The sequence below is a fragment of the Pseudomonas sp. BF-B-26 genome (assembly GCF_019956495.1).
GTDB lineage: Bacteria > Pseudomonadota > Gammaproteobacteria > Pseudomonadales > Pseudomonadaceae > Aquipseudomonas.
Genome location: NZ_JAHBDP010000060.1, coordinates 74537 through 92709, shown reverse-complemented (window position 1 = coordinate 92709; position 18173 = coordinate 74537). Strand labels below are relative to the sequence as shown.

The 18173-nt window shown below is 59.3% G+C and carries 10 protein-coding genes; 7 read left to right on the top strand and 3 right to left on the bottom strand.

Annotated elements, in window-relative coordinates:
* The first annotated feature begins 1190 nt into the window (after window positions 1-1190).
* Both KGB03_RS08990 and KGB03_RS08985 read left to right on the top strand, forming a co-directional pair.
* Window positions 1191-2258, top strand: a complete 1068-nt coding sequence (locus KGB03_RS08990; protein ID WP_192409467.1) for a WD40/YVTN/BNR-like repeat-containing protein — start codon at window positions 1191-1193, stop codon at window positions 2256-2258.
* Window positions 2259-2286: 28 nt separating this feature from the next.
* Window positions 2287-4671, top strand: a complete 2385-nt coding sequence (locus KGB03_RS08985; RefSeq protein WP_192409466.1) for an efflux RND transporter permease subunit — start codon at window positions 2287-2289, stop codon at window positions 4669-4671.
* A 66-nt stretch (window positions 4672-4737) separates the two neighbouring features.
* Here the strand turns inward: KGB03_RS08985 and KGB03_RS08980 are convergent, their stop codons facing one another.
* The 3 genes from KGB03_RS08980 to KGB03_RS08970 form a co-directional block, all read right to left on the bottom strand.
* Window positions 4738-9456, bottom strand: a complete 4719-nt coding sequence (locus KGB03_RS08980; RefSeq protein WP_218534610.1) for a DUF6543 domain-containing protein — start codon at window positions 9454-9456, stop codon at window positions 4738-4740.
* Window positions 9457-9571: 115 nt separating this feature from the next.
* Window positions 9572-10291 (bottom strand): FadR/GntR family transcriptional regulator, encoded by a 720-nt coding sequence (locus tag KGB03_RS08975; protein WP_156886757.1) that lies wholly within the window; start codon window positions 10289-10291, stop codon window positions 9572-9574.
* 208 nt (window positions 10292-10499) lie between these two features.
* Window positions 10500-12236 (bottom strand): IlvD/Edd family dehydratase, encoded by a 1737-nt coding sequence (locus KGB03_RS08970; RefSeq protein ID WP_218534612.1) that lies wholly within the window; start codon window positions 12234-12236, stop codon window positions 10500-10502.
* A gap of 193 nt (window positions 12237-12429) precedes the next feature.
* Here KGB03_RS08970 and KGB03_RS08965 point away from each other — a divergent pair, with 193 nt between their 5' ends.
* The 5 genes from KGB03_RS08965 (at window position 12430) to KGB03_RS08945 (ending at window position 18147) form a co-directional block, all read left to right on the top strand.
* Window positions 12430-13752, top strand: coding sequence for an MFS transporter (locus tag KGB03_RS08965; RefSeq protein WP_223526862.1), 1323 nt, complete (start codon window positions 12430-12432; stop codon window positions 13750-13752).
* A gap of 150 nt (window positions 13753-13902) precedes the next feature.
* Entirely contained in the window at window positions 13903-14895 is a 993-nt protein-coding gene (gene araD1 / locus KGB03_RS08960; RefSeq protein WP_192409464.1) for an AraD1 family protein, read from the top strand.
* 10 nt (window positions 14896-14905) lie between these two features.
* Window positions 14906-16486 carry an aldehyde dehydrogenase (NADP(+)) gene (locus KGB03_RS08955; RefSeq protein ID WP_223526861.1) on the top strand — a complete coding sequence of 527 codons (1581 nt, stop codon included), beginning with the start codon at window positions 14906-14908 and terminating at the stop codon, window positions 16484-16486.
* A 202-nt stretch (window positions 16487-16688) separates the two neighbouring features.
* The gene (locus KGB03_RS08950) at window positions 16689-16985 is read left to right on the top strand and encodes a DUF5629 family protein (RefSeq protein WP_111451548.1); all 297 of its coding nucleotides are present in this window, start codon (window positions 16689-16691) and stop codon (window positions 16983-16985) included.
* Window positions 16978-18147 (top strand): lactonase family protein, encoded by a 1170-nt coding sequence (locus KGB03_RS08945; RefSeq protein WP_223526863.1) that lies wholly within the window; start codon window positions 16978-16980, stop codon window positions 18145-18147. Before KGB03_RS08950 ends, KGB03_RS08945 begins: the two co-directional genes overlap by 8 nt.
* Window positions 18148-18173: the final 26 nt, after the last annotated feature.

Below are 18173 nucleotides of genomic sequence, written 5' to 3'. Positions count from 1 at the left end.
AAAAGCATACGAGGTCCCAAAATCGCCAAGTCCAAGGAATGGCTGGAGGGCAGGGCTGCAAATGCTCATGTGTCGACGGCTCGCGTGCTTAAGGCCCATAAAAAGAAAACACCTTGAAAGGGCTGGCCCTTACGGCGACTCACTTTTTTTTCAAACGCCAAAAAAAAGTAAGCAAAAAAAGGCTCGCCCCGAGCGTCCGGCCCCTCGCTTAGGCTCGGCGTTCCTTCGTTCCGGTATTCATCTGGGGGCATCGCCTCCGGTCGGCTTCGCTTCGACCTCCTCTCGATGTGTTCGACTGCGTCGAACGGCGCTACGCGCCTACCCCCCAGATGAACACCTCCACTCAGCCTCCCGATGGGGCGGGCAAAGCAAGATCAAAATCAAAAGCTGCAGGCGAGCTAACGCTCGGCCTGTTGAGTGGTGAGAAGCGAAAGGCGTACGCCGATCCCCTGTGGGAGTGAGCCTGCTCGCGATGACGGCCTGACAGCCGACCAATCTCTTTCTGCCAAACATCCGATCCCTGTGGGAGCGAGCTTGCTCGCGAAGCTGTTGATCTTGCCGTTGCCGTTGCCGTTGCCGTTGCCGTTGCCGTTGCCGTTGGCTTTGGCTTTGGCTTTGGCTTTGGCTTTGGCTTTTGACGTTGATCTTGATCTTTCGCCCCTTCGGCAGGCCGAGCGGAGGTGTTCATCAGGGGGTAGGCGCGTAGCGCCGTGCGGCGAAGCCGCACACATCGAGAGGAGGTCGTCGCGAAGCAGGCCGTAGGCGATGCCCCCTGATGGACACCGTAGCGAGGGAACACTGAGCTTTAGCGAAGTGCCGTACGCCGGGGCGAAGCCTTTTGCTTACTTTTCGCTGGGCCGGCATTCCGGCGTTTGGAAAAGTGAGTCGCTGTAAAAGCGAAACCGTAATCAGCCGTTACCGCAGCAACGGATATGTACACCAAACCCAAAACCCAATCACCCCACCTGATACCGAATCATTCAGCACCCACCCATATCCCCCAGGTTAACAAAACATAACGTGGCGTCGATTGTCAGACCTTTCCAAACCCCGATAGGATAAGCCAGCTTCCGAAGGGGCTCTAGATTGCGTATTTCAGGACTATGCTCCAGAAAAGGCAATCCCAAAGAGCATCCCTTATGGCGCCCAGAAAGGTTGAACAACCTAACAATAATAATGGGGGAAGGTCTATGAGTGAGCCTGTCATGGGTGTGGGTATCTGCCGCCCGCCGGCATTACGCAAATTCGCGTTGCTGGCTACAGCGCTCTCGCTGTTGGGCTGTGCCGTGCTGTCGGCACCTGTGCTGGCCGCTGCTGCGCCAGCATCCGACATTGTTTATTCCGTTGAATCCGCCAAAGCCAGCAAGAGCCTGATGCTCGACGTCGTGCACGCCGGCAAGCGCCTGGTGGCGGTCGGTGATCGCGGGCACATTTTATATTCAGATGACCAGGGCGCGACCTGGACCCAAGCCAAGGTGCCGACGCGGCAACTGCTGACGTCGGTGTATTTCGTCGACGACAAACACGGTTGGGCCGTCGGCCATGATGCGCAGATCCTCGCGAGCGAGGACGGCGGCGTTACCTGGACCAAGCAATTCGAAGATTTGAAACGCGAATCTCCGCTGCTCGACGTCTGGTTCCAGGACGTCAACAGCGGCTTTGCCGTAGGCGCTTACGGCGCGTTGCTGGCCACCACCGACGGCGGCAAGAACTGGGAAGATGTCAGCGATCGTCTGGATAACGAAGACCAGTACCACCTCAACGCCATCGCCGCGGTCAAGGATTCCGGGCTGTTCATTGTCGGCGAGCAGGGCAGCATGTTCCGCTCCGCCGACTGGGGCCAGACCTGGGAGAAGCTTGAAGGTCCCTATGAGGGCTCACTGTTTGGCGTGATCGGCACCGCTCAAGGCAATACGCTGCTGGCCTACGGGCTGCGGGGCAATCTGTTTCGCTCCACCGATTTCGGTACGACCTGGGAGCCGATTGAGCTCAAGGCCGCTCGCGGTGCGCTGGAATTCGGTCTGTCCGGCGCGACGCTGCTCGACGACGGCTCCATCGTGATCGTCGGCAACGGTGGCTCGGTGATCCGCAGCAACGACAACGGCGAAACCTTCAGCGTGTTCAACCGTCCGGATCGCATTTCCGTTTCGGCAGTCACCGCAGCGGGCAACGGCAATCTGATTCTGGCAGGACAGGGTGGCGTTCGCGTCACCTCGCCAACCGGCGCAGAGAACGGAAAAAATGGGTCGTCCAAATGAGCCGGGCAAATAATAAGAAGGCGGGTCTATGACATCCTTGAGCACTCATCATCATGACAAGGCGACGTTTCTCGAACGCCTGATTTTCAACAACCGCCCGGCAGTGATCGTCATCTGCCTGCTGGTCAGTATCTTCCTGTTCTGGCAAGCGACGCTGATCCGGCCGTCCACCAGTTTCGAAAAAATGATCCCGCTCGAGCATCCGTTCATTCAAAAGATGATGGAGCATCGCAACGATCTGGCGAACCTGGGCAACACGGTGCGCATCTCGGTGGAAGCCACTGATGGCGACATCTTCTCCAAGGAGTACATGGAGACTCTGCGTCAGATCAATGACGAGGTGTTCTACATTTCCGGGGTTGACCGTTCCGGTCTCAAGTCGCTGTGGAGCCCGAGCGTACGCTGGACCGAAGTGACAGAGGAGGGCTTCGCCGGTGGTGAAGTGATTCCGCAGAGCTACAACGGCTCCCAGCAAAGCCTCGATCTGTTACGCAATAACGTGCTCAAGTCCGGTCAGGTCGGGCGTCTGGTGGCCAACGACTTCAAGTCGAGCATTGTCGATATCCCGCTGCTGGAGTCCTACCCGGACCCGCAGGACCAAGGCAAGTTGCTGGCGCTGGACTATCGCAAGTTCTCTCACGAACTCGAAGACAAGATCCGCAACAAGTTCGAAGCCCAGAACCCTAACGTGAAGATCCACATCGTCGGTTTCGCCAAGAAAGTCGGCGACCTGATCGATGGGTTGGTCATGGTGGTGATGTTCTTCGGCATCGCCTTCATCATCACGTTGATCCTGCTCTACTGGTTCACCAACTGCATGCGCAGCACCGTGGCGGTGTTGAGTACCACGCTGGTGGCGGTGGTCTGGCAGCTCGGTTTGATGCACTTCTTTGGTTTCGGGCTCGATCCCTACTCGATGCTGGTGCCGTTCCTGATCTTCGCCATCGGTATTTCCCACGGTGTGCAGAAGATCAACGGTATTGCCTTGCAGTCCAGCGAGGCAGACAACGCCCTGACTGCGGCGCGGCGCACGTTCCGTCAGCTGTTCCTGCCGGGGATGATTGCGATCCTCGCGGATGCGGTGGGTTTCATCACGCTGCTGATCATCGACATCGGCGTGATTCGTGAACTGGCCATCGGCGCGTCTATCGGCGTGGCGGTCATCGTGTTCACCAACCTGATCCTGCTGCCGGTGGCGATTTCCTACGTTGGCATCAGCAAACGCGCGGTCGAACGCAGCAAGAAAGACGCGCACCGCGAACACCCGTTCTGGCGTCTGCTTTCGAATTTTGCCAGCCCGAAAGTGGCGCCGGTGTCGGTTGTCCTGGCCTTGTTGGCCTTCAGTGGCGGCCTCTGGTACAGCCAGAACCTGAAAATCGGTGACCTGGATCAGGGCGCTCCGGAACTGCGTCCGGACTCGCGCTATAACAAGGACAACAACTTCATCATCAGCAATTACTCCACCAGTTCCGACGTGTTGGTGGTGATGGTCAAGACCAGGTCCGAAGGCTGCTCGCGCTACGAAGCCATGGCGCCGATCGACGAGCTGATGTGGAAGATGCAGAACACCGAGGGCGTGCAGTCGGCGATTTCGCTGGTGACCGTGTCCAAGCAGATGATCAAGGGCATGAACGAAGGCAACCTGAAATGGGAAACCCTGTCGCGTAACCCGGACGTGCTGAACAACTCGATCGCTCGGGCTGATGGTCTGTACAACAACAGTTGCTCCCTGGCGCCGGTACTGGTGTTCCTCAACGATCACAAGGCCGCCACGCTGGATCGCGCCGTACATGCAGTGCAGGACTTCGCCAAGGAGAACAACAAGGAAGGCCTGGAATTCATCCTCGCGGCCGGTAACGCCGGGATCGAAGCGGCCACCAACGAGGTGATCAAGGAATCAGAGCTGACCATCCTGATCCTGGTGTACATCTGCGTGGCGACCATGTGCATGATCACCTTCCGTTCATGGGCGGCGACGTTGTGTATCGTGCTGCCGCTGGTCCTGACCTCGGTACTCGGCAACGCCCTCATGGCCTTCATGGGCATCGGCGTGAAAGTCGCGACCTTGCCTGTCGTGGCACTCGGGGTGGGGATTGGCGTGGACTACGGGATCTACATCTACAGCCGCCTGGAAAGCTTCCTCCGTGCCGGTCTGCCGTTGCAAGAGGCGTACTACCAGACGCTGAAATCCACCGGTAAAGCCGTGCTGTTCACCGGCCTGTGCCTGGCGATCGGCGTGTGCACCTGGATCTTCTCGGCCATCAAGTTCCAGGCCGACATGGGCCTGATGCTGACCTTCATGCTGCTCTGGAACATGTTCGGCGCACTGTGGCTGCTACCAGCGCTGGCACGCTTCCTGATCAAACCGGAGAAACTGGCGGGGCAGAAGGGCAACTCGCTGTTCGCTCACTGATTCCAGGCTGTAATAGAAAAGCCGCAACCTCAGGGTTGCGGCTTTTTTATGGGTGCCAAGCGCGGATCAGCGTGGTTCCAAGGGTAGAAAACTTTGCTCGGCCAAGGATTTAGTGATGAATCCATGATGTATTTCGATCTTTTGTTTCGGGTCCTTGGCCTTCGCCAAGGCCGATTCATAGGTTTCGTAGCGTTGCTCCCTGGTTTTCAAGTGTGCCTGGGTGTAGTTCGCCTTGGCATCGTTGGCCTTTGCGTAGTGAAAATGACCATACCACCAGGGTTGGTTTTCACGGTTGAGCAAGACGTACTCCTGCACGAAATCCTTGCGCCCGGTTTTCAGCTGAACCCGTGCGCCAATGATTCGCGCGTAAAGTTGGTTGTGATGTTGCAGGTATTCCAATCCCTCGCTGGTGGGAGCCTGGTACAACGTCATGCGGGTGCGCAGTTCCGTCGCCTTGTTCTCCAGAACCCGGGCCTTGTCCCGCAGTTCGGTGAGAAGTGTGGCGTCTTTTTCGCCGGTTGACGGGGCGTGCTCATGGTTTTCCAGCTTGTCGGCGAAATGCATGAGCTTTTGCCCTTCACGCTGCAACTGCTCTTCGATTTCCTTGGGTGAGCTTGCACGTTGTGCGTAGCCCTCGATCTTCCTGACCTGCTCATCGACTTTCGCCAACGCTTTGCGGGCGTCGCCCTTGAGTTGCGGGTAGGGGCGGGAGGTGGCTTTGGGTTCCGGTGTTTTGGCTGCAACCATTTCGACCCAGACATCGGGCGAGTCTTCACGGAAAGACGTCAAGGGGCTGTCTTCCATAGGCCCTTTTATGTCAACGATTTCGCCGCCCTGATTGTCGGTGTTCGGGCGAACGTCGCCAATCAACATACCTTTGGACGTTTTGATCACCTTTTTCCGGCTGGCCGTGGAAGGCTTCCTGCCACCGGCTGTTCCTTTCGAAGTACCCGCTTCTTGCGTGGATGATTGCGCCTGTGCGGGTGACGACCTTTGAAGTTCATCGGCCAGGCGCTGCTCGGCATCGACGCGCAATTGCTCGATGATCTCGCGCAAGCGGTTGAACGCCGGCATATGCAACTCATCGGCGCTGAAGATTTCGATACTCCCCAGGGCGTCCTGCGCCTTGTTGTAGCGGTCGACTAGGTTGTCGAGCACAGCGATGCGGTCCGAGGATTCATAAACATGGGCAGACTGTAATTCCGCATGGGACCGGGACAGCATCACCAAGGGGTCGATGGCTGCTTCCAGGGCGGTGGTGGTGTCGCTCAGGAGTGTCTGGACGCTGAGGATTCGCAGGGTAATCAGTTGAAAAATCTTGACCCTTAGGGCTGTCAGCTCGTTTTCCGGTCGACCCTTGTTCAACTCTTCCAGCGCTTGCGCACCCAGCTGGGGGATCTGTTCAAGTTCTTGCAGCCGCTTGTCCACTTCTTCATAGGACTTGATCATGACTTCATTGATTTCGCTGGTTGTGCGTACAAAGTCGAGGTAGCGATCCCAGAGTCCTTCGTCCCCGGTAATCAGCGCCTCATAAAGTCGCCCCGCGGTGCTGAACTCAGAGGAGTTCGCGTTGGCGGCTTCACGATCATGGTCAGCCATGACAATCCGTTTACGTTCATTTTTGATGATGTTGCCCAGCAATACGCTGCGCATTTTTTCGTCGACAGGTAGGCCCGTCAAGGCGCTTTTTTCCTTGATGCCGGCGATTAGCGTTACATAGCTTTGAGTCTGGATGTCCAGCTCCTGGACGTACCGCTGGCGGAAAGTGGAGCGCTCTTGCTCAGTGCTGGAAGGGCTCTTGAGTTTCAACTGTGCCAGGTTGTCGGCAATGTCGACGCGTCTTACCGTGCGATCCTGCTGATCGAGAAAGTCCTGAAACTGCTGCTCCAGCTCCCCGATTCGCTGTTGTTGTTGCTCGCGCAACGCATCAATTCTTTTTTTGCGGCCACCGCCGAGCAGTTTCAGCCCTTGGTCCAGGGTCCATCTGCCCTGGCCATCGGACTTCAGTTTGAATCCGAGATGATCAGGATGTTCAGGGTGTACCAGATAGACCTCGCCAAATCCCGGTACGATGCTCACGCGAAAAAACAGGGCTGCGACGGTGGCGTGCCATTTGTCGTTGATTCGGTACAGCCCTTTGAATGGGCCGGAGGCAATCGGGTCTGGCAGCTTAGCCGGCCACGGAACCCGCACGGCCTTGAGTTTTTCGAACAATCGGGCCGAGGCTGAATCGCGAGCGGTGGACAGGCTGAAGTCCAGCAGGGTGTTGCCACTGCCCGGTGGCTCGGAGGGTAATCCCGGCGAAGCCTCGGTGATTTCAGCCCTGGTTGTATCGAAGGGGTGCGCGGTGGGCTGACGCAATGGGGCCAACACCTGCGCAAACTCTGGGGCAGCGTTGGGGGGGAGTGCGTTGGGGCTGGCTTCGCGAAGTGGCGCATGCAGCAGTAACAGCCCAATGTTGAGCAACACATCGACCCAGGCTTGCTCCCGCGACATGGCGTCATCGCTGTCCAGTGCTGGCAGGTCCTGGATCAGGCTATGGGTAATTTGCAGCATCCAGCCCACCAGCATGGCAGGGCCGCGCGCCAGGGGTAAAAGCAGGTTGTTGAACAGCAGCCAGCCACCTTCGAGGATGATCGCCCAGCGGCTCTCGGCATTGGACACCGATTGCCGGTCAGCCAGTTCGACCAATGCACGGGCATTACTATCGAACAATTGCATTAGCAACCGACCGTGTTCCAGCGCCGCGATCCAGTCGGCGGCGGCTTCGTTGCCTGCCAGAATCGCCGGTTTCGGCTTTTGAAGTGGTACGAAATCATCGCCAATGTGGAAGTGAGTAATGTGTGGTTCGTTGAATCCGTTGTTGTCGTAGACAGGTCGTGCACGGTCCGTCAGCCACGTCAGTACGCTGCTCTGCAATTGACCCGGTTGCGCAATGGCGCGCCACAGGGCTTGGCGGGTCGGGAATTGCTGGAGCGCCGGAACATACAGCGGCCGGTAGAGGATGTGCGGACCATCGGCGTGCAGATCACGGGGCTCGATGATGAACATGTTGCTGACCACGTCGCATTCGGCCTGTGGCTTTCTTTGGAAAGCCAGGGGGCGCAGGACAATTTCCTGCTCGTCCACGAATCGCTCAGCCGTGGTGCCGTGCATCAATGCTTCGACGTAGCGATAGCCCTGACGAGTGAAGCCTTGTTCAGCCTTGATCGCCTGTTCCAGGGCCAACATCGGCAAGTGAACGGCAAGCTCCAGGCCGAACAGTCGCTGGCGTTCCCGCGCTTGCGGGGTGTCGTCAAGCAATTGGGCCTGAATAAACTCAGGGTAGTGTTTGCCAACATTCACTCGGTTGACCAGATCCAACAGATAAGCCTCTGTGACCCAGTCTGGAATCACCAGGCCTGCGGTGTGACGGATGGTTATTCGGCCATTGGGTCTACTGGCCAGGTTATTGATTGCCAGTTGGGTCAACGACATTTTGGTCCGGTGAATATAACCGCTGCCCAAGTCGCCGACGGGTACATGGAAGGTGAGCTCCAGCTGATCGGCGTCATAGTCGGGGGCGGTGGGTCGATCTTCGCTCATCTGTTGACGCAGGGCTTTTTTGGCGAAGGTATGAAGGTCGTCGATACCTGTCTGAAACGAGCGGCCTGCCGCCTGTTGCTTGAGGCTTGCGAGGGCCAGCACCTGTTTGCGATAGGCCATGCGGTCGGTAGCTTCGGCCTTTTGCAACCACTGGGGAATCGTTTTCTGTATCAGGGGAAGGTGAGTGAGGTCTGTTCCAATGCTCGCCTGGGCGCCAATGAATCGCGTGGCCGGATCGGTGATGGCCTCGTAGCGTTTTTCCAGGTCGTCCAGGCTAGTGCGTGCCGGCAGCGTCAGCGCGGCCAGGTCATCGAGCTGTTGGTTCAGCAGCAGGGCTGCCTGGGTGTCGAAAAGGTTGCCGTCAGGTTCGTAACGTTTCCAGGCAATGGCATCGGCCATCAGGCCCGGTTCAAACCGTGTGCACCAGGCCCGCCCGAACGCCTCAAGGGACGGAAATGATTCGATGCCACCGGACACGCTACACAGCAGACGGGTTTCACCGCAGATCAGCAAAATGTCAGGACTTTGCAGGCTGACCGACAGCTGATTTTTGCTCAACGTGGTTTCGATGAAGCAGGCGTGAATCCTGCCTTTGGACCCGGGAGCCTCAAGGCGCTGCTGTTTATCGGGGTTGTTGCAGAGCTCGGTGAGGAGGTCGGCTTGCAGGCTGTTGGTTGACGAGTGGCGAACAGAGGAGGTTTTCAGCACGCCGGCCAGCAAATCAGCAATCCATTGCCAGCGACTGACGCTATTGTCGGTCGCTGCGTTCCAATAGGCACTGAGGTCTTCCTGGAAGCCGATATGAACAGTGGCGGTCAATTCAGCCATGATGCCCGCGATAATTTGCATATCAGGTTCGCGACGGCGGGTGCTATCGACCGACAGGCGCACGGGCGCTTTGTTGGTTAGAAAACACTGGCGACCGTACTGTTCGTCCAGCCGCGGTGCAGTGCCGCTCGCCAGGTAGTTGAGCGCCACGTCGAGCAACAGGGTGAGCGTCCAGCCGCCCCCGGGGAACGGCTGTGCGAGACGAGTGCGCTCGGGATCGAAATCCAGTGACGGATATTTTTCCAGCAGGCTGCTCTGGAGCAGGTGGGCGGTTACCGAGCGTAATGTCGGACGAGTGCCGAACTGTGCACTGACCGCGCGGGCTGTGACGTCGGTATACGCCGTGGTGTCCGGCGATAGAGCTGTAGGCATGATGCAATCCTTTGCATGATTGGAATCATGAGCCTACGGAACAGGCGATTGCCGGGTGCGGTAGCCGGATACCGCACCCTCATTGGTTGAACAGGGTAGTGCCCCTGACTGCCGATTACTCGGGATCAGCGCCCAGCACCGCATTCAACGCACTACGCGCATCATCCAGCTGCACCAACGTCGCATGCCGCGCACCCAGCGCATCCCGGTTCTCGATCGCCGTCAGAATCGCCTTGTGCCGGGGCAATGCCAGTTCATGCAGATTCGGTCGCTGGTTGGAATGCTTCAAGGCTTCGGCAATCGCCACGGATAGCATGTTGCACAGGTTGGCCAGCAAGTCGTTATGGGTTGCATCGGCAATCCGGCTATGGAAATCCAGGTCCGGTTGCAGCAGCGCTTCCGGCGTCGGCGCCGCTTCCATGCGTTGGTAGGCTTCACCGATGGAGGCGATGTCCGCGTCCGTGGCGAACTGCGCGGCGAGGGCGGCCGCGGCGGGTTCGATGATGCTGCGCACGCTGGTCAGCAAATCGAAGAATTCATTTTGCGGGCTGCTTTGCATCAGCCAGTGCAGCACATCCGGATCGAGCATGTGCCATTCCTTGCGCTGCTTGACCACCGTGCCCACTCGCGGACGGGAATACACCAGACCCTTGGCGACCAAAACCCGGGTGGCTTCGCGCAGGACTGGCCGACTGACCGCGTACTCTTCGCATAACAAGGCTTCGGCGGGCAGTTTGTCACACGGCTTGAAACGTCCGGAAACGATCTGCATGCCCAGTTCCTGGACGATGCGCGAGTGCATGCTTTTGCGGTCGGAAGGTTTGCGGTAATCCATGGGGAACGGCGCGATCCTGTGGGGTGGGGTGCCGCGCATGATAACAGGCGCGGCGAGGACGGTCGCCAGAGCAAGCACAGTCCTGAATCAGATGAAGATCAAAATGTGGGAGCGGGCTTGCTCGCGAAGAGGCCATCACATGCGACATTGTTGTTGCATAAGCTACCGCCTTCGCGAGCAAGCCCGCTCCCACAGGGGAGTTGTGGGTTTAGTGAGAGTGGCGCGGGACTTCAGAGCCACGACAGCCGACCAGGAAGTCGAAATCGCAACCCTGATCCGCCTGCAGGACATGATCGATGTACAGCTGACGATAACCGCCCACGATCAATTGCTGCGGCGGTTGCAGATCGGCCATGCGCGCCGCCAGTTCGGCGTCTGAAATGTCCAGGTGCAGACGACCGTTGGCGCAATCGAGTTCGATCCAGTCACCTTCTTTCACCGTCGCCAAAGGTCCGCCAGCGGCCGCTTCCGGGGCCACGTGCAGAACGACAGTGCCGTACGCCGTGCCGCTCATGCGCGCATCGGAAATGCGCACCATGTCCGTCACGCCCTGGGCCAGCAACTTGGCGGGCAAGCCCATGTTGCCAACCTCGGCCATGCCCGGATAACCCTTCGGACCGCAGTTCTTCATCACCAGAATCGAGTTGGCATCCACCTCCAGCTCCGGATCGTTGATCCGCGCCTTGTACATGTCGAAGTTTTCGAACACCACCGCCCGCCCACGATGTTGCATCAGTTCGGCGCTGGCGGCTGAAGGTTTGAGCACCGCACCCAGTGGTGCGAGGTTGCCGCGCAACACACAGATGCCACCGTCGGCGCGGATCGGGTTGTCGAGGGTGCGGATCACTTCGTCCTGGCCATAAATCGGCGCGTCCTTGGTGTTCTCGCCGAGGGTCTTGCCATTGACGGTCAAAGCATTCGGATGCGGAATCAGGTTGGCTTCACCCAGGCGACGCAGTACCGCTGGCAGGCCACCGGCGTAGTAGAACTCTTCCATCAGGAAACGCCCGGACGGTTGCAAGTCGACGATGGTCGGCATGCCGCGACCGATGCGGGTCCAGTCATCCAGATCCAGCTCGACGCCGATGCGCCCGGCAATGGCTTTCAAATGGATCACGGCGTTGGTCGAACCACCGATGGCAGCGTTCACGCGAATGGCGTTTTCGAAGGCTTCTTTGGTGAGGATTTTCGACAGTTTCAAGTCTTCGCGAACCATCTCCACCGCGCGCATGCCGGACATGTGCGCCAGCACATAACGACGCGCATCGACCGCTGGAATCGCCGCGTTGTGGGGCAGGGAAGTGCCCAGTGCTTCAGCCATGCAGGCCATGGTCGACGCGGTGCCCATGGTGTTGCACGTGCCGGCCGAACGGGACATGCCACCCTCGGCCGCAAGGAAATCGTCAATGGTGATGGTGCCCGCTTTCACTTGCTCGCTGAGCTGCCAGACCACGGTGCCCGAGCCGATGTCCTGGCCCTTGTGTTTGCCGTTGAGCATCGGCCCACCGGTGACGACGATCGCCGGCACGTCGCAACTGGCCGCGCCCATCAACAACGCCGGGGTGGTTTTGTCGCAGCCGGTCAGCAGCACAACGCCGTCAATCGGGTTGCCGCGAATGGCTTCTTCGACGTCCATGCTCGCCAGGTTGCGGGTGAGCATGGCGGTCGGGCGCAGGTTCGATTCGCCGTTGGAGAACACCGGGAATTCCACGGGAAAGCCCCCAGCCTCGATCACTCCACGTTTGACGTGCTCCGCAATCTGGCGGAAATGCGCGTTGCACGGGGTCAGTTCCGACCAGGTGTTGCAGATGCCGATGATCGGCTTGCCGTGGAACTGGTGGTCGGCGATGCCCTGATTCTTCATCCAGCTGCGGTACATGAAGCCATTCTTGTCGGCGGTGCCAAACCATTGGGCGGAGCGCAGGGTGGGTTTCTTATCAGACATGATCGGTTCTCTTATTGTATGACTATATTGTTCGAGCTGAGGTGTAACATAGGCGCAAATTCGGCTGTTTGGAAGTGTTGTTGCGTAAATAGTATTACTATATAGTCCGTTTCAACGGAGGGATTGCCCTGGCGGTTTTCCACGAGAGGCGTCCCCCGAGGTTCTATAACAACAACAATCGGAGACCGATCTCATGAGCCAGGAATTGCGGCTTATTCGTCGCATCACGCTAAAACTGATCCCCTTCCTGATCCTGCTGTACCTGATCGCCTATGTGGATCGCTCCGCCGTAGGCTTCGCCAAATTGCACATGGGCGCCGACCTCGGCATCGGTGACGCCGCTTACGGGCTGGGTGCCGGGCTGTTTTTCATTGGTTATTTCCTGCTGGAAATCCCCAGCAACCTGATGCTCGAACGCTTTGGCGCGCGGCGTTGGTTCGCGCGGATCATGGTCACCTGGGGCGCCATCACCATCGGTATGGCCTTCGTCCAGGGGCCGCACAGTTTCTATGTGATGCGTTTTATGCTCGGCGCGGCGGAAGCCGGGTTCTTCCCGGGCGTTCTCTACTACATCACCCAATGGTTTCCGGTGCGCCATCGCGGCAAGATCCTCGGGTTGTTCATCCTTTCCCAACCCATCGCCATGTTGATCACCGGCCCGGTGTCCGGTGGTCTGCTCGGCATGGACGGCGTACTTGGCCTGCATGGCTGGCAGTGGCTGTTCATGGTCATCGGCACCCCGGCGATCCTGTTGACCTGGCCAGTGCTGCGTTGGCTGCCGGACGGTCCGAAACAGGTGAAGTGGATGGACCAGGCCGAAAAGGACTGGCTGACCGGCGAACTGAAAAAGGATCTCGAGGAATACGGCCAGACCCGCCACGGCAATCCGTTGCACGCCCTCAAGGACAAACGTGTCTTGCTGCTGGCGCTGTTCTATCTGCCGGTGACCCTGAGCATCTACGGCCTGGGTTTGTGGCTGCCGACCCTGATCAAGCAGTTCGGTGGCACGGATCTGGTGACCGGTTTCGTGTCGTCGGTGCCGTACATCTTCGGGATCATCGGGTTGCTGATCATTCCGCGCAGTTCCGACCGCTTGAATGATCGCTACGGCCACTTGGCGGTGCTTTACGTGTTGGGCGCCATCGGCCTGTTCCTCAGCGCCTGGCTGACCGTGCCGGTGCTGCAATTGGCGGCGTTGTGCCTGGTGGCCTTCGCGCTGTTTTCCTGCACAGCAGTGTTCTGGACGTTGCCGGGCCGTTTTTTTGCCGGCGCCAGTGCCGCGGCCGGAATCGCTTTGATCAATTCGGTGGGCAACCTGGGTGGCTACATCGGTCCGTTCGTGATCGGCGCGCTGAAGGAATACACCGGCAACCTGGCTTCGGGCCTGTATTTCCTTTCGGGTGTGATGGTGTTCGGGCTGGTGTTGACCGGTGTGGTCTATCGCCTGTTGGAACGCAAGCACGTGCTGCCGGCCGATCAGTTCGCTGCCAGCGCCCGGGGTGCTACCCGCACCTAAGGATTCACACCTATCAACTGTGGGAGCGGGCTTGCTCGCGAAGACGGAGTGTCAGTCGCCGGTGATGTCGGATGTGACGGCCTCTTCGCGAGCAAGCCCGCTCCCACAGGGTGCGATGCCAACTTCAAGATTGTTCACAGGAGAAGATTCATGCGTTTAGTTCAGTTCGAATTGAGTAACGGCGAGCGCCGGGTGGGCGTGGTCGAGGACGGTCTGGTGCGCGAAGTGCAGGACGCGCGCACCGTTCGCGATCTGGCGTTGGCCGCGATCGAGGCCGGCGTCAATCTTGAGCAACAGGTGAAAACCCTGGGCCTGGGCATCAGCCATGACTATGCCGAACTGCTGGCCAAGTTGCGAATCCTGCCGCCGCTGGATCACCCGGACCCGGCACACATGCTGGTCAGCGGCACAGGCCTGACCCATTTGGGCAGTGCGTCGGCCCGGGACAAGATGCATCAGCAAGTCGGCGACGAAGCCGCGATGACCGACACCATGCGCATCTTCAAATGGGGCGTGGAGGGAGGCAAACCGGTAGCGGGGCAGGCCGGTGTACAACCGGAATGGTTCTACAAGGGCGACGGCAGCATCGTCGTGCGTCCGGGCCAACCGTTCCCGTTGCCACCGTTCGCCGAAGACGCGGGGGAGGAGCCGGAACTCAGCGGGCTCTACGTCATCGGCCACGACGGCAAACCGTATCGACTCGGTTTTGCCGTGGGCAACGAGTTCTCCGATCACGTGATGGAACGCAAGAATTACCTGTACCTGGCCCACTCCAAATTGCGCAGTTGCAGTTATGGCCCGGAACTTCGGGTCGGTGAACTGCCGAAGCATCTGGCGGGCACCAGCCGCATCCTGCGCGACGGCGAAGTGCTGTGGCAGAACGAGTTTCTCAGTGGCGAGGCCAACATGTGTCACAGCCTGGAAAACCTCGAGTACCACCATTTCAAGTACAGCCAGTTCCTGCGCCCGGGCGATGTACACATTCACTTCTTCGGCACCGCGACCCTGTCCTTTGCCGATGGCATTCGCACCCAGCCGGGTGACGTGTTCGAGATCAGCCAGGCCGAGTTCGGTGCACCGTTGATCAACGGGATTGCACCGGTTGAAGCAGCGTTCGAGCCCGGCACTGTTGGCACCCTTTAAGGAGATAGGCATGACCCGAATTCTTGGTCACAACTACATCGGCGGTCAGCGCAGTGCGGCCGGTCAACTCAATCTACAGAGCATCGACGCCAGCACGGGCGAAGCGTTGCCGTTCGATTTCTCCCAGGCGACGCCGGAAGAAGTCGACGCCGCCGCCAAGGCTGCCGCCGCGGCTTACCCGGCCTATCGCAGCCTGAGCGCCGAACGTCGGGCGCAATTTCTCGACGCGATTGCCGATGAACTGGACGCGCTGAGCGATGACTTTGTGGCGCTGGTCTGCCGCGAAACCGCGCTGCCCGCCGCTCGGATTCAAGGCGAGCGCGGTCGCACCAGCGGCCAGATGCGCCTGTTCGCCAAGGTGCTGCGTCGCGGTGATTTCTACGGTGCGCGGATCGATCTGGCGTTGCCTGAGCGCAAACCGTTGCCGCGCCCGGACTTGCGTCAGTACCGCATCGGCCTTGGGCCGGTCGCCGTGTTTGGTGCCAGTAACTTTCCGTTGGCGTTCTCTACGGCCGGTGGCGACACCGCGTCGGCGTTGGCCGCCGGTTGCCCGGTAGTGTTCAAGGCCCACAGCGGTCACATGGCCACAGCCGAGTTCGTGGCCGACGCGATCATCCGCGCCGCTGAGAAAACCGGGATGCCGGCCGGCGTGTTCAACATGATCTACGGCGGTGGGGTTGGCGAAGCGCTGGTCAAGCATCCGGCGATTCAGGCGGTTGGCTTTACCGGTTCGCTCAAGGGCGGCCGTGCGTTGTGTGACATGGCCGCAGCCCGTGCGCAGCCTATTCCGGTGTTCGCCGAAATGTCGAGCATCAACCCGGTAATCGTGTTGCCGCAGGCGCTGCACGTTCGCGCCGAATCGGTCGCTCGTGACCTGACTGCTTCGGTGGTCCAGGGTTGCGGTCAGTTCTGCACCAATCCCGGTTTGGTGATTGGTATTCGTTCGCCGCAATTCACCACATTCGTGCAACAGGTGGCGGGGCTGATCGGCGATCAACCGGCGCAAACCATGCTCAATGCCGGGACCCTGAGCAGCTATGGCAAAGGCCTGCAAAAACTCCTCGCTCATCCGGGCATCGAGCACCTGGCCGGCAGTGCGCAACAGGGCAATCAGGCGCAACCGCAGCTGTTCAAGGCCGATGTCAGCCTGTTGATCAATGGCGACGAAGTGCTGCAGGAAGAAGTGTTCGGCCCGACCACGGTGTTCGTCGAGGTCGCCGATCAGGCGCAACTCAGCGCCGCGTTGAACGGCCTGCACGGCCAGCTGACGGCGACGATCATTGGCGAGCCGGCGGACTTCGAGCAGTTCGCTGAGCTGACGCCGTTGCTGGAACAGAAGGTCGGACGGATCCTGCTCAACGGCTATCCGACTGGCGTGGAAGTCTGCGATTCAATGGTCCACGGCGGTCCGTATCCGGCCACTTCCGATGCGCGCGGCACCTCGGTGGGCACCTTGGCCATCGACCGTTTCCTGCGCCCGGTGTGCTTCCAGAACTACCCCGACAGCCTGCTGCCGGAGGCCTTGAAGAATGGCAATCCGCTGCGTATTCAGCGGTTGGTGGACGGGCAGCCGTCCCGCGACGCGCTGTAATCGCCAAGCACAACCCCCAGTGGGAGCGAGCCTGCTCGCGAATGCGGAGTGTCAGTCGATATCAACCTTGGCTGATACACCGCTTTCGCGAGCAGGCTCGCTCCCACATTTGTTCGGGGTTGTGTGTGAGTTTAGTGACCGACACGGAGTTGCTCCTGCATTGAGCTATCATTGCGTCTTTCCCATTCAAAGATTGACTGCCATGACCGCCCCAACCGACACCTTGCTCGCCACCCTCGAACACTGCGATATGGTGGAAATCGACGGGCTGCATGCCTTCGAATTCTCCCTCGATGAAGACGATAACCTGCACATCGAATGCCTGGACGGTCGTGTGTCCAAGCACTGGGAATTCTCCCCGGCCGAGGTCGAGGCCGCGACCTTCGATCCAGACCTGCAAAGCTGGCTGATCACCGGCAGTTCCGGCGAGCACCGGTTGGTGTGCATGACCGCGTTCCGCGGTGATGACGATGAGGAAGAAGCGAATGAGGATGCGTAAGCTCTGGCCATTGTTGATGGCCGGCAGCGTCGGCGCGATGGGTTTTCAGGTTGCGTCGGCCGACGACTATCAGTTGCTGGTCGGTTCCTACACAGCCGGTCAGAGCCAGGGGATTTATCGCCTGAACTTCGACAGCGCTACCGGGCAGATCGACGCCAAGCCGTTGCAAGTGATCAAGAGCGAAAACCCATCCTGGCTGACCCTGTCCAAGGATCAGCGTCAGCTGTTCGTGGTCAACGAAAACGGCCCGGGACAGACCGATCCGGTAGGGCGCGTCAGCAGTTATGCGATCGATCCGAAAACCCATGAACTGAGCCTGATCAATCAGGTGCAGAGCCTGGGCAACGAGCCGACGCATTCGGGCCTCAGCGCTGAAGCCAGTCACCTGTTTGTTAGCAACTATTCGGTGTCTGAAGATCCGGGCGGCACCCTGGCGGTGTTGCCGGTGGACGCCGATGGCAAACTCAAACCCGTGGTGCAGATGAGCAGCCATCCATCGAGCCGGGTCAATCCTGAACGGCAGATGTCGGCACACGTGCATTCCACGGTGTCCTCGCCGGACGGCCAGTATGTGTTCTCCAATGACCTGGGCGCTGACAAGATCTTTGCCTACCGCTTCGACCCCAAGGCTAACCCGGAACTGCCCTTGACCGCCGCTACACCGGCGTCCGTCCAATTGCCACCCGGCAGCGGTCCGCGTCATTTGCTGTTCAGCGCCGATGGCAAACACGCGTGGCTGACCATGGAAATGAGCGCGCAGGTTGCGGTGTTCGATTACAAGGATGGCCAACTCAAGCAAACGCAGATGGTTGAGCTGGCGGCGGGGCAACCCGTTTCGGACAAGGCAGCCGCTGCACTTCACGCGTCAAGCGATGGCAAGTTCCTCTACGTTAGCAACCGTGGGACCGCCAATCAGTTGCTGGTGTTCGCCATCGATCCTGCGACCGGGCACCTCAAGGAACTGCAGCGCCGTTCCGTAGACGGTGATCACCCGCGCGAGTTCAGCCTCGATCCGAGTGGCAAGTTCTTGTTGATCGCCAATCAGAAAAGCAACCAGATTGTCGTCGTCGAACGCGATTCAAAGACAGGCCTGCTGGGTAAAACCGTGCAAAAACTGCCGATGGATGCCCCGAGCGACCTCAAGTTCATGGTGCGTCAATAAGCCGCAGGCCCCGGTTGATGGGGCCT

What these genes read in the sequence shown, in the direction of transcription:
- KGB03_RS08990 (WP_192409467.1), top strand. Translation starts at nt 1,191, where the DNA reads ATGAGTGAGCCTGTCATGGGTGTGGGTATCTGCCGCCCGCCGGCATTA.
- KGB03_RS08970 (WP_218534612.1), bottom strand. Translation starts at nt 12,236, where the DNA reads ATGTCTGATAAGAAACCCACCCTGCGCTCCGCCCAATGGTTTGGCACC.
- KGB03_RS08955 (WP_223526861.1), top strand. Translation starts at nt 14,906, where the DNA reads ATGACCCGAATTCTTGGTCACAACTACATCGGCGGTCAGCGCAGTGCG.
- araD1 (WP_192409464.1), top strand. Translation starts at nt 13,903, where the DNA reads ATGCGTTTAGTTCAGTTCGAATTGAGTAACGGCGAGCGCCGGGTGGGC.
- KGB03_RS08950 (WP_111451548.1), top strand. Translation starts at nt 16,689, where the DNA reads ATGACCGCCCCAACCGACACCTTGCTCGCCACCCTCGAACACTGCGAT.
- KGB03_RS08965 (WP_223526862.1), top strand. Translation starts at nt 12,430, where the DNA reads ATGAGCCAGGAATTGCGGCTTATTCGTCGCATCACGCTAAAACTGATC.
- KGB03_RS08985 (WP_192409466.1), top strand. Translation starts at nt 2,287, where the DNA reads ATGACATCCTTGAGCACTCATCATCATGACAAGGCGACGTTTCTCGAA.
- KGB03_RS08975 (WP_156886757.1), bottom strand. Translation starts at nt 10,291, where the DNA reads ATGGATTACCGCAAACCTTCCGACCGCAAAAGCATGCACTCGCGCATC.
- KGB03_RS08980 (WP_218534610.1), bottom strand. Translation starts at nt 9,456, where the DNA reads ATGCCTACAGCTCTATCGCCGGACACCACGGCGTATACCGACGTCACA.
- KGB03_RS08945 (WP_223526863.1), top strand. Translation starts at nt 16,978, where the DNA reads ATGCGTAAGCTCTGGCCATTGTTGATGGCCGGCAGCGTCGGCGCGATG.